This is a genomic window from Sphingorhabdus contaminans, from assembly GCF_007280415.1.
GTDB lineage: Bacteria > Pseudomonadota > Alphaproteobacteria > Sphingomonadales > Sphingomonadaceae > Sphingorhabdus_B > Sphingorhabdus_B contaminans.
The window spans coordinates 720,480-731,676 of record NZ_VKKU01000001.1; the positions used below are offsets into that span (position 1 = coordinate 720,480).

At 54.2% G+C, this 11,197-nt stretch carries 14 protein-coding genes; 4 read left to right on the forward strand and 10 right to left on the reverse strand.

From position 1 onward, the window contains the following. Positions 1 to 19 precede the first annotated feature (19 nt). From FOM92_RS03600 to FOM92_RS16185, 7 genes are all read right to left on the reverse strand, one after another. The gene (locus FOM92_RS03600; protein ID WP_211347344.1) at positions 20 to 589 is read right to left on the reverse strand and encodes a fasciclin domain-containing protein; all 570 of its coding nucleotides are present in this window, start codon (positions 587 to 589) and stop codon (positions 20 to 22) included. Between the two features lie 98 nt (positions 590 to 687). Further along, positions 688 to 1,374 (reverse strand): anti-sigma factor, encoded by a 687-nt coding sequence (locus tag FOM92_RS03605; RefSeq protein WP_143775406.1) that lies wholly within the window; start codon positions 1,372 to 1,374, stop codon positions 688 to 690. Beyond that, the gene (locus FOM92_RS03610; RefSeq protein WP_143775407.1) at positions 1,371 to 1,955 is read right to left on the reverse strand and encodes a sigma-70 family RNA polymerase sigma factor; all 585 of its coding nucleotides are present in this window, start codon (positions 1,953 to 1,955) and stop codon (positions 1,371 to 1,373) included. The genes FOM92_RS03605 and FOM92_RS03610 overlap by 4 nt, the downstream gene beginning before the upstream one ends. Positions 1,956 to 2,004: 49 nt before the next feature. Beyond that, positions 2,005 to 2,922, reverse strand: a complete 918-nt coding sequence (locus FOM92_RS03615) for a 50S ribosomal protein L11 methyltransferase (RefSeq protein WP_143776301.1) — start codon at positions 2,920 to 2,922, stop codon at positions 2,005 to 2,007. Between the two features lie 53 nt (positions 2,923 to 2,975). Next, entirely contained in the window at positions 2,976 to 3,878 is a 903-nt protein-coding gene (gene bla / locus FOM92_RS03620) for a subclass B3 metallo-beta-lactamase (RefSeq protein WP_143775408.1), read from the reverse strand. Beyond that, a complete protein-coding gene (locus FOM92_RS03625; RefSeq protein WP_143775409.1) occupies positions 3,868 to 4,560 on the reverse strand; it encodes an SDR family NAD(P)-dependent oxidoreductase in 693 nt (230 codons plus the stop codon). Before FOM92_RS03625 ends, bla begins: the two co-directional genes overlap by 11 nt. A 67-nt stretch (positions 4,561 to 4,627) precedes the next feature. After that, positions 4,628 to 5,965, reverse strand: coding sequence for a methyl-accepting chemotaxis protein (locus FOM92_RS16185; RefSeq protein WP_211347345.1), 1,338 nt, complete (start codon positions 5,963 to 5,965; stop codon positions 4,628 to 4,630). A 195-nt stretch (positions 5,966 to 6,160) separates the two neighbouring features. Here FOM92_RS16185 and sdhC point away from each other — a divergent pair, with 195 nt between their 5' ends. From sdhC to sdhA, 3 genes are read left to right on the forward strand one after another with little or no spacing between them, the layout of a single operon-like run. Beyond that, positions 6,161 to 6,601: a succinate dehydrogenase, cytochrome b556 subunit gene (gene sdhC / locus FOM92_RS03635; RefSeq protein ID WP_143775410.1), complete on the forward strand. Its 441-nt coding sequence runs from the start codon at positions 6,161 to 6,163 to the stop codon at positions 6,599 to 6,601. A 3-nt stretch (positions 6,602 to 6,604) separates the two neighbouring features. After that, positions 6,605 to 6,994: a succinate dehydrogenase, hydrophobic membrane anchor protein gene (sdhD, locus tag FOM92_RS03640; protein ID WP_143775411.1), complete on the forward strand. Its 390-nt coding sequence runs from the start codon at positions 6,605 to 6,607 to the stop codon at positions 6,992 to 6,994. Next, positions 6,994 to 8,796 carry a succinate dehydrogenase flavoprotein subunit gene (gene sdhA, locus FOM92_RS03645; RefSeq protein WP_143775412.1) on the forward strand — a complete coding sequence of 601 codons (1,803 nt, stop codon included), beginning with the start codon at positions 6,994 to 6,996 and terminating at the stop codon, positions 8,794 to 8,796. The genes sdhD and sdhA overlap by 1 nt, the downstream gene beginning before the upstream one ends. A gap of 45 nt (positions 8,797 to 8,841) precedes the next feature. Here the strand turns inward: sdhA and FOM92_RS16220 are convergent, their stop codons facing one another. The 3 genes from FOM92_RS16220 to FOM92_RS03660 are packed head-to-tail and all read right to left on the reverse strand — an operon-like array spanning position 8,842 to position 10,420. Continuing rightward, a complete protein-coding gene (locus FOM92_RS16220) occupies positions 8,842 to 9,162 on the reverse strand; it encodes a type II toxin-antitoxin system RelE/ParE family toxin (RefSeq protein ID WP_143775413.1) in 321 nt (106 codons plus the stop codon). Continuing rightward, on the reverse strand, positions 9,159 to 9,401 hold the full coding sequence (locus FOM92_RS03655) for a type II toxin-antitoxin system ParD family antitoxin (RefSeq protein ID WP_143775414.1): 243 nt from the start codon (positions 9,399 to 9,401) through the stop codon (positions 9,159 to 9,161). Before FOM92_RS03655 ends, FOM92_RS16220 begins: the two co-directional genes overlap by 4 nt. Positions 9,402 to 9,430: 29 nt before the next feature. Then, positions 9,431 to 10,420, reverse strand: coding sequence for an LLM class flavin-dependent oxidoreductase (locus FOM92_RS03660; protein WP_143775415.1), 990 nt, complete (start codon positions 10,418 to 10,420; stop codon positions 9,431 to 9,433). A 76-nt stretch (positions 10,421 to 10,496) separates the two neighbouring features. On the opposite strand from FOM92_RS03660, the gene FOM92_RS03665 reads away from it, so the two are divergent. Then, a complete protein-coding gene (locus tag FOM92_RS03665; RefSeq protein ID WP_143775416.1) occupies positions 10,497 to 11,111 on the forward strand; it encodes a LysE family translocator in 615 nt (204 codons plus the stop codon). Positions 11,112 to 11,197 lie beyond the last annotated feature (86 nt).

Below are 11,197 nucleotides of genomic sequence, written 5' to 3' on the forward strand. Positions count from 1 at the left end.
CCTCCGCATTCACCACCAGTTAGGGCAGCAAAACAGAGTCAATAACGTGCACCACACCATTTGATTGTATTACGTCTACGGTCGTAACCGCGGACTGACCGCCTTTCGCATCGGTAATAACAACGCTTTTGCCGGACATGCGCGCCGTAATTTTTTCGCCAGCAACAGTGGTCAACGAAGCTTTGCCGCCACCTGCCTTGATTGCAGAAATGATATCGTTCGCTGTCAGTTTGCCCGCGACAACATGATAGGTCAGTATCTTGGTAAGCGTTGCTTTGTTCTCAGGCTTCAATAGGGTGGGAACGGTGCCCTCAGGTAGCTTTTCAAAGGCAGCATTTGTAGGCGCAAACACAGTAAATGGTCCAGGGCTGGCTAATGTTTCGACCAGACCCGCCGCTTTTACGGCGGCGACGAGGGTGGTCAAATTCGGTGCAGTGGAAGCGTTTTCAGCGATTGTTTTTGCCGGATACATAGCCGCTCCGCCTACGATGGGGTTAGCCATTTTATGATGGTTGGCAAACACAGTTGAGCCGGCAAATGTGGTCGATGCAAGCGCAACGGTAAAAAGTAATTTTTTTGTAATGGTCATGTTTTTAACTTTCCTGTTCTGCGCACTTCCAGACGGGGGAGTGCTATCTTCAGGAACGATCACATTGCTTCGATAGATGCATCACAGATGAGAAAAATTTAGAGTCTCGCTATTTTCCCACTCGCAATGACAGGACCGGTTGCCTTCCCATCAGGCGCTCCACCTGCTCGTTCGGGAGTAATTGCCAAGGTGCCGCCCGATACAAGAAACTCACGCATGTCATTGGGAATGATCACCGCTGTAGGGGATGATTTATCGACGATGCCTAAGGATCGTGCTTTCCCGTCTGCCGGTATTATCCAAAGCTCGGGGTATAATTTGCCCGTATCCAGCGAAACAGGTAAAACAATCAATCGTCCGGAGATTTCATCGTAACTTGCGGTTAAAGAAGTTGTCCGGTTTTCGTTAGACAATGCCGCTATCAGTGGTTTGGCGGGCGTGGGCGCGGATTCAATACCGGGTTTTTGCAAAAACAATATACCTAATATGACGGCAGCGCTGACGGACATTCCTGTCAGGGTTCGCCAAAACGCTAACTTGCCAAGTCCAAGGTCTTGGATCGCTACGGGTGGTATTGATTTTTCTATAGAATCCCAAAGCCGATCAGGTGGATCGACATCACCTGCCAGCATGGGTTGCAGACGAACTCGCCAAGCCTCTACTTCCTTCGCGAAGGCGGCGTCGGTAGCGATGCGAGCTTCAGCCATCGCATTGCCCGCGACATCCAAAAGCCCAAGCACATACTCGCCAGCTAACGCAATGTCCTCTTCAGTGGGTTGTATCATGACGCGCCCTCCATGCAGGTGCGTAGTTTAACTAGTGCACGACGGATGCGACTTTTGACCGTGCCTAAAGGTTCGCCGTCGCAAGCTGCGATATCTGCATATGTTGCTCCGCCTAAAAAAGCGCTTTTTATAAAATGGGCATCGCGTCGGTCGAGGCCATCGATGCAACTATAAAGTAGTTTGTCATCGCCAATCGCCATAAGTTGCGCCTCGGCTAGAGGGGAAGGGTCCTCTATTTCTGACGCTTCGTCGAGTGAAGTGAAACCCGCTTTGCCTTTTGAGCGCAGTCTATCAATCGCACGATTGCGCGTAACGGTAACGAGCCAGCTTATTGGGCTCGCTCGACCAGCCTCGAAAGTGGCAGCTCGATTCCAGATTGTGATATAGGCGTCTTGCAATGCTTCTTCCGCTTCGTTTCTATCGCCGAAGATACGCAGGCAAACGCCAAATAGTTTCGCCGAAGTGGCCCTATAAACCGCCTCAAATGCAGATCGATCCCCTTTGCCCGTGCGCAGCAGTGCTTCCGTGAGCGAAGCCCTTCGCGCTGCTTCTAAATCCACAATACCAGAGTCTGTTGCCATCAGTTTAGGATATGACCCAAGCCAAAGCTTGTTGCAATTGATCGTTGAATCACCATGTGCCGAAATCTCCAGGCGGCTGGGATGTCCGACCATCCGCACGAATTGGGCGTTGCCAACCAAAACGCTTACGTTTTACTAGCAATAAGCAGGGCCAGTCGCCGGTATCCCGACGAACTTCGAGACGGAATCCGAGTTTGCGATATGCTCCTATGACCGATTCGGCCTGCGTGTTTAACAGCCCTGCCAAAATCAATGCGCCGCCACCACGAATGATCCGCGCAAGGGAAGGAGCCAACTCAATCAGAGGCCCTGCGAGTATGTTTGCAATTATCAAATCATACGGGGCGCGTTGTTGAATGATCGGATGGTCGGTCCCTGCCGCCACGCAGAGTGCAATTTGGCCTGGTCCCGAACCTAACGCGTAGCCATTTAATAAAGCGTTATCTCTCGTAACGTCGATGCTAACGGGATCTATGTCTGATGCAGTAAGGTAGGCGCGAGGCCAAAGATGACTTGCGGCAAAAGTCAGCAGGCCGGTGCCAGTGCCTATGTCGGCAATTAGATTGAACCTTTTGCCCATACACTTCAACTTATCCAGCATCGATAAACATCCGCTCGTCGTCTCGTGGCCGCCTGTTCCAAAAGCGCGGCTGGCTTCGATATTTATCGGAACGGAGCCTTTCGGAACTTCATCTTTATTAGCACTCGTATGAACATAAAAGCGTCCGGCATGGACCGGTTTGAGGCCTTGTTGACTCATCACAACCCAATCTTCGTCAGGTAGTTTTGTAATCAGTGGCTTTGCTTTTGAGGCGCTCGGTAGCCGGCTCTGAATTAATTCGACAGCTGCTTTGTCAGGCTCCTCTGGAAAATAGGCTTCAATTCGCCATTTGGTATCATTAAACGCTTCCATCTCATCTGCGACGATTGACGGGATTGGGTCGAGAAACGCCAGCCACTCATCCATGTCATGCAATGCTTCGGCTTCTTGCCGGGTGCAGGGTAATGTTACTTTCCAGCTCACTGCGAAACCTCTTTAGCGAGACGTTGATTCAGCCTCGTGCTCGCGTTAGTCCCATACGCCCTGCATCCGCTGGAATTCAAAAGTGCCTCTTGGCCAGCGAGGCGTTCAAAAAAAACACTCTGCGATGGGTGAGGAGTGATAAGTAAATCGCAGGACTCAAGTGACGCGATTTTTTGAATTGTTTTGCGCAAAATGGCTACATATTCAGGATGTTCTGTAAATTTGTACGCTTCAGATGAGACGGCACTTAAGCTATCGGCATATACAAATTGCAAACACTTGCCATCTTCACAAGATTTCCATGTCCAACTCGTACCGCCCGGCGAATGCCCCGGAGTTGATATTGCTCTTATTTTAAGGCTGCCAAGCGTAACCAATTCTCCATCCATGATTGTTTGATCGACCTTGACTCCCGGAAATGACGGTAAAACATCTTTCTGCGGATCAGTTACATCAGGTCTGCCAGTTTCCAAGCTGACTAATGCTTCGGGGCGGGCGATCACTTGAGCGTTAGTGACACGTTTTAACTCTGAAAGCCCGCCGACGTGATCGAGATGTTCGTGGCTACTAAGAAGATACTTTACGTCCGAAAGCTTGAAACCAAGTATGACAATATTATCTATGATAGATGTAGCGGCGTTTTGAGTGGCACCGTCGATCAGGATGTGGCCCTCTTTAGAAGTTATCAGTAGGACGGTGATTCCGCAGGTTCCCACTGTGTAAACATTACCATAAACATGTGCGGGAGGGGCGGGGTCGTCCCAGCCGGTGCGGCCTTCGCATGCTTTGGCCAGTGCGCGGCCATCATAGGAGGCGGTGGCGGGCGGTGGTGCGTCTACCTTTGCAGGCGCGCATCCGGCCAGCAAAAGGGCGCAAAGCGCGGTTTTTCTAACGGACATAGCTTGCACCATTTACGTCAACGACGGCCCCCGTCATGGAGGCTGGAGCATCCGTGGCGCAGAATTTGGCGATAGCGGCCACTTCCTCCGGATCGGCGACTTTGCCCAACGGGATGTCCGCAAGCAGCTTCGCCCCGCCACGGCTTTCCAGATAATCCTCCGCCATACCCGTCATGGTAAAGCCCGGGCAGATCGCAAAAGCCAAAATGCCGTCCGACGCATAACCGCGTGCAATGGTTTTCGTCATCGCCACCATTCCCGCCTTGGATGCCGCATAATGCCAGTGCGCCGGACTATCCCCGCGATAGGCGGCGCGACTGGCCACATTGACTATGCGGCCCGTGCGCCTAGCCTCTTTCCAGTGCAGTACCGCCTGACGGCAAAAAGCGGCGCTCGCCGTCAGGTTGACCTGCATCGTCCTGTTCCAGCTTTCCAGCCAGTCCGCCTCGCTCGAATCGAGCGGGTTCGCCTCGAAAATGCCGGCATTGTTGATGAGGACATCGACATGCCCGCCAAGGCGATCCAGTGTCGTGCGCCATATCTGCGACGGCACAGAGGGATCCGCAAGATCGCCATCCTGACTGGAGACCCCAACGACATCAAAATGCAAAGGGTCGAAGGTGTCCACAATAGCTGCGCCGATCCCGCGCGAGGCGCCGGTCACTAATATTTTGGTTTTCATCCCCGCTGCTTTTCACAACGGGTGAGGAAATTCAATGTCCTTCATTTCCAATGGCCGCGGCCAGGGGTCATCCCAGGCTGCCGGCAAACTTGCTGGCGTTGTGCCGAAGCGACGAAAGTTTGGAATTCACTTCGTTGAAACCTTGTTCCAGCGCGGTAATTTCGGACACCACATTTTCGGTGTCGGACCGGATGGCGGATATGGTGTTGGACATGAGGTCCGCGGCGAGGGCGGTTTCATCGACCGATGCGGTAATCATCGTCACGGTCTGTGCCTGATCTTCCATGGCGTGCCGGATCCGTTCGGCCGAATGCTGGACTTCGCTGACAATCGACCGAATCGCCGCATTGGATTCGACCGACGCCTTGGTAGCGTTCTGGATGGCGGAGATTTTCTGTGCAATCTCGTCAGTGGCCTGGGCGGTCTGGTTCGCGAGGCTTTTGACCTCCTGGGCAACCACGGCAAAACCCCGGCCAGCATCGCCTGCGCGCGCGGCTTCGATCGTTGCATTCAGCGCCAGCAAATTCGTTTGCCCCGCAATTTCGCGGATCAATGCCAAAATGGAGTCGATCGACTGTGATTGCTCCGACAAAGTGTCTGTGGCGATAACGCTTTGCGATGCTTGCGCAGCAGCACGTGTCGCAACATCGGAGGCGGTTTCCACCTCTGTCCGGGCGTCTTCAATAGCGCGGATCAGGCCTGCGGCCGTCTGGGCCGCTTCCCGCATCGCAACTGCGGATTGTTCCGACGCTGCGGCAACTTCCGATGTCTTTGCCAACATACCATGCGCCATTTGCGAGCTGCTTGCGGCCTGGTGTTTCAACATATTCGTCTGTTCCGAAATGGCGGAGGTAGCGTTCCCGATGTCCGCTTCAAAATTGGCCGAGCTGGCGGCTTTCGCTTCCAGATAGCGTTTCTGTTCATGCTCGCGGTAAATGACGGCGAATGTGGTCAATTCGATCGCGTTGAGTTTCGACATGGTGTCGACAAAAATGCGAATGTCTTCAATGGAAAGTCCCGGGCGTGCCAGAATTTTCGCTATTGTTCGGCTGTTTGCGGTGCCTGTGGCGGCAAGGACCGCATCGAGAGGGATGCCCCGTTCAAACGAGTCGACAATCAAGGCCCGGCTAATACTTAACCACTTGCGCTCTTCGAAGCGGGTAAAGCGCATTTCCATATAGGCGGCGAGCAGATCGCGTGACCTGTCATATGTTTCGCCGCTCAGGCTCGGGCCGAAAACGGGCGAGTTTTTCCAGAATGACCAATAATCCTCACTCAGCTCGACATAGGCATCGGTAAAGAAAACCGCCGCTTTCTTGCAGTTTTCCGCAAGCTGGCGATCAACGTCATAAGGAGCGATAATGGCTTCAATATCCAATGCCTGAACATGATTATGCGGGGTCATTCAAACGCTCCATAAGCTTTACTCGCCACCATTGATTGGCGTTGCACCCTGTCTAACCGTAAAATGGTTAACGGCGCGTTATGGATAGTTGGCGATTTCTACGCGGAATTGAGGTGTCTGAGGCCTTGCGCACAGGCGCTAAAGCGGTAAAGAGCGACACGCATTCGCGAATTTGGTTTTGAAGGACTGCAAATCATGGGGCAGAAAACGACCCGGCCATTGTCGCCGCATCTGCAAGTTTATCGCTGGTCGCCGCAAATGGCGATTTCCATCTTCCACCGCGCCACCGGCTTCGTTCTTGCCACAGCCGGTATGCTGACCCTGCTATGGTGGTTGTCGGCCATTGGAGGCGGCGCGGAAAGCTATGCAGTCTTCCAGAAATATGTCGTTGGCGCTGGCGAAGGTGCGACAAGTGTCGAACTCGGTATTAACTGGTTCTTCCGCTTACTCGCACTGGCCGTGATCTTCAGCTTCTTCCAGCATCTGTTCTCCGGCTTGCGCCATCTGGTTCTGGATATGGGTGCCGGATATGAGCTCAAGACAAACCGGACATGGGCGATCGCTGCATTTGGTGCGTCTATTTTTGCAACTGCATTGGTTGCGCTGGTCGTGGCATCACGCGTTATCGGAGTTTGAGACATGGGTAGCGGAACAAATATCGGTAAAGTGCGGGGCCTCGGTTCCGCGAAACATGGCGGAACGCACTGGATTAACCAGCGCACGACCGCGGTTGGCAATTTGCTGCTGACAACATGGTTGGTCGCATCCCTGCTGTTATTGCCTAATTTCGATCAGGCGACACTGGCGCTGTGGCTTGCAAAGCCACTGGTTGCCGTTCCCATGATCCTCATGCTGGTCAGCATCTTCTGGCACGTTCGCCTCGGCCTTCAGGTGTTGATCGAAGATTATGTCCATGACGACGCCTTGAAGTTCGGTGCCATGACTTTGCTGAATTTCTATGTCGTCGGCGGCGCTGTCTTCGGCATCTTTACCGTCGCTAAACTTGCATTCACCGGAGCTCCCGCCTGATGTCAGACGCATATAAGATTATTGACCACACCTATGACACCGTCGTTGTCGGTGCTGGCGGTTCTGGCCTGCGCGCCACCATGGGAAGCGCAGAAGCCGGTTTGAAAACCGCCTGTATTACCAAGGTTTTTCCGACACGCAGCCACACGGTCGCGGCGCAGGGCGGTATTGCCGCGTCGCTTGGCAATAACAGCCCTGACCATTGGACATGGCATATGTACGATACCGTTAAGGGGTCGGACTGGCTGGGCGATCAGGACGCTATTGAATATATGGTGCGTGAGGCACCGGCCGCTGTGTATGAGCTTGAGCATGCAGGCGTTCCGTTTTCGCGGAACACGGACGGCACAATTTATCAGCGCCCCTTTGGTGGCCATATGCAGAATATGGGCGAGGGACCCCCGGTACAGCGCACCTGCGCTGCTGCTGACCGTACCGGCCATGCGATGTTGCATGCCCTGTACCAGCAAAGCCTGAAATATGACGCCGACTTCTTTATCGAATATTTCGCACTCGATCTGATCATGGAAGACGGCGAATGCCGCGGCGTGATTGCGCTCTGCATGGAAGACGGCAGCATCCACCGGTTTAAAAGCCACGCGGTCGTTCTTGCGACCGGCGGCTATGGCCGTGCCTATTTCTCGGCAACGTCAGCGCATACCTGCACAGGTGATGGCGGCGGCATGGTGTTGCGTGCCGGTCTGCCGTTGCAGGACATGGAATTTGTGCAATTCCATCCGACGGGAATTTATGGTGCCGGCGTACTGATCACCGAAGGCGCGCGCGGCGAGGGCGGTTATCTGACCAACAGCGAAGGCGAACGCTTTATGGAGCGTTACGCACCGTCAGCCAAGGATCTGGCGTCACGCGACGTTGTGAGCCGTTCGATGGCGCTTGAAATGCGCGAAGGACGCGGTGTCGGGCCGAACAAGGACCATATTTACCTGCACCTCGACCATATCGACCCCAAAGTGCTGGGTGAACGATTGCCAGGAATTACCGAAAGCGGAAAGATTTTTGCCGGCGTTGATTTGACGCGGCAACCGCTGCCGGTCTGCCCGACCGTGCACTATAATATGGGCGGGATTCCGTGCAATTATCATGGTCAGGTAGTGACCAAAAAGAATGGCAATGACGATACGGTTGTTCCCGGACTTTATGCCGTGGGCGAAGCCGCATGTGTTTCGGTCCATGGCGCGAACCGTCTGGGCTCCAACTCCCTGATCGATCTTGTTGTGTTTGGCCGTGCAACGGGACTGCATCTGAAAGAGACTTTGAAGCCCGGTGCTTCGCACCGTCCGCTTCCCAAAAGTGCAGTCGACCTGCCGCTGGCGCGTGTGGAAAAATTCCGCAATGCCAAGGGTGGTTCGCCGACGGCCAAAATCCGGTTGGAAATGCAGCAGACAATGCAAAAGCACGCTGCCGTTTTCCGCGATACCGAACTGCTCGCAGAAGGCGTCCAGTTGATGCAGAAGGTCAACAAGCGGATGGAGGATGTCGCTGTTACCGACCGCAGCCTGATCTGGAACACCGACCTCATTGAAACGCTCGAGCTCGACAATCTGATGTCGCAGGCCGTTTGCACGATGGAAAGCGCGAACAACCGCAAGGAAAGCCGCGGCGCCCATGCGCACGAAGATTTCCCGGATCGTGACGACGCAAACTGGATGAAGCATACGGTATCATGGTTTGACGGCTGGGGTGGTTCCGGGGGCAAGGTGACCCTGGATTACCGCGCGGTCCACGATTACACGCTGACCGACGAGGCCGAGTATATCAAGCCGAAGGCTCGGGTTTACTGATTGCTTTCGTAATCGGTCCTGGACATTTGAAGCTGTGTATTTTGTTTACGGCTCGTTCTGCCACGTCTCGACTTTCAAATGTTGGCCGGGATCCCGCTGTACGTGGATTATTTTGAGTATCTCAACACAGTCGTCTGTGGCGAGATAGTAAATGTGGTGCATTCCGCTGCGCTTGCGGCGGAGGCCAGGAAATACGTCGTTAAACATCGAATGTCGAAAAGCTGAAACGCGCAACGCCTTTATATCTGCCACTAGCGCAGTCGCATATCGTTTCGCTTGCGTTCTACCCCATGCTTGTTTCGTATAGGATTCAACTTCGTTAAGGTCAGCGAGCGCATCAGGTCGGTAAATCAGTTCCCGCTTCATTCAGTGCCGAACTTTTCCTCTAACCATGCGTCAATGTCGAACGGTTGGGCCGGCCCGCTGTCGACTGACTTCTGGACCATCGAACGCAAAGCCATAGTCTTTGCATCCTCATGCATATACTGCCGCAGCGCTTCACGCACGACTTCGCTTCCCGTTGCGAATTCGCCGGATTGTACCTTCTCGTAGATAAAATCGGTGTAAGGCTTTCCGAGTACTATCGAGGTGTTCTTGGCAGTCATACGACATGTTACCAATATTTGGTAACATGTCAAACAAGGCTGGCAAAAGCCTCCACCGCAATATCCAAACTGCGCTTACGCTTTTCATGATCGAACACCGAACAGGCGATGATCAGTTCATCCGCTTTTGAGCGCTCGATAAAGGCTGTAACCGCCGTCTTGATCGTGTCGGGCGCACCGATTGCGCTACAGGACAGGACGTGGTCCAGCATACCTTGAAACTGCGGGGGCAGGGACTCGTAATAGCCTTCAACAGGCAGTGGCATTTGCCGCGGATTGCCGGAACGCAGCGATACAAAGCTTTGTTGCATAGAAGAGGCGAGAAACGCAGCCTCTGAATCGGTCGGGGCGGCAATGATGTTGAGCGCGGCCATGATATAGGGGGCCGCCAGAACAGCGCTCGGCTTAAAATGACTGCGGTAAATGTGGAGCGCTTCGTCCAGCATATCGGGCGCAAAATGGCTGGCAAAGGCGAAGGGCAGGCCCAATGCCGCTGCCACTTGCGCTCCATACAGGCTGCTTCCCAGAATATAGAGCTGAACATCCGCTCCTGCGCCAGGTGTAGCCGATATGCCGGTTTGGCCATCATCGGCAAAGTAGCTTTGTAATTCCATGACGTCGCGCGGGAATGCGTTTGGATCACTGTCGAGTGTCCGGCGAATTGCGGTTGCCACCCGCTGATCGCTGCCCGGTGCACGGCCAAGACCGAGGTCGATACGTCCCGGGTACAAGGCGTCCAGCGTTCCAAATTGTTCGGCAATGACCAGAGGCGCGTGGTTGGGCAGCATGATGCCGCCGGACCCGACGCGGATCGACCGCGTTGCGGCTGCGATATGGCCGATGACAACGCTGGTTGCCGCACTGGCGATGCCCCGCATGCCGTGATGTTCGGCGACCCAATAGCGTGTAAATCCAAGCTGCTCGCAATGTTTGGCGAGGTCGGCCGCATTCGCAAAAGCGGTAGCTACATTCCCGCCTTCGACGACGGGCACAAGATCCAGAAGGGAAAATTTGGTCATAGGGTCTACATGGTTATCGGGGCGGCTAAAGCCAAGCGCAATCGACTATCCTTTGGTTGCGTGCCATAGACCCCGAATGCTTACCGCTTTGTACGTCCCATTCCTGATCACCGCATTGCTGATCGAGCTGACCCCGGGACCGAATATGGCGTGGCTTGCGCTGACCAGTGCGAGCAAGGGGCGTAGTTCGGGTTTTGCGGCAGTGGCGGGGATAGCTTCTGGGCTCGCACTTTTAGGAGTCGCCTCTGCATTCGGCTTGTCCGAGCTGGCGGCGAGTTCGCCGGTTTTATTTGGTTTTCTGCGCTATGCGGGTGTAGCCTATTTGTTATGGCTGGCCTGGATGACGTGGTCAAGCGGTTCGGAAACATCCGATCCTGCCATGGATCATAACGGGTTGGTCGACTGGTTCCGGCACGGCCTGTTGCTGAATGTGTTCAATCCGAAGGCGGTCGTCTTCTTCGTCACCGTTCTCCCCGCCTATATCGATGCGGGCTATCCGGTTGGTTCGCAGACCCTTCTTCTGTCGTTCAGCTATGTCGGAATCGCAACGGTCATTCACCTTGCCATTGTTGCTTTGGCCGGATCGGCGCATGAATGGCTTGCGGAAGGTCGCCGCCAACACCTTGTCCGGCGGATGTTTGCGGTAATGCTGGCGGTTATCGCACTCTGGTTTTTACGCAGTACAGCATGAGTGAAGCCGTGTCGGGCGGATTGTTAATCTGGGGTTCATCACATGGCTCATAGACGAAACGTGCTATTTCATAGACAAACCGTTTG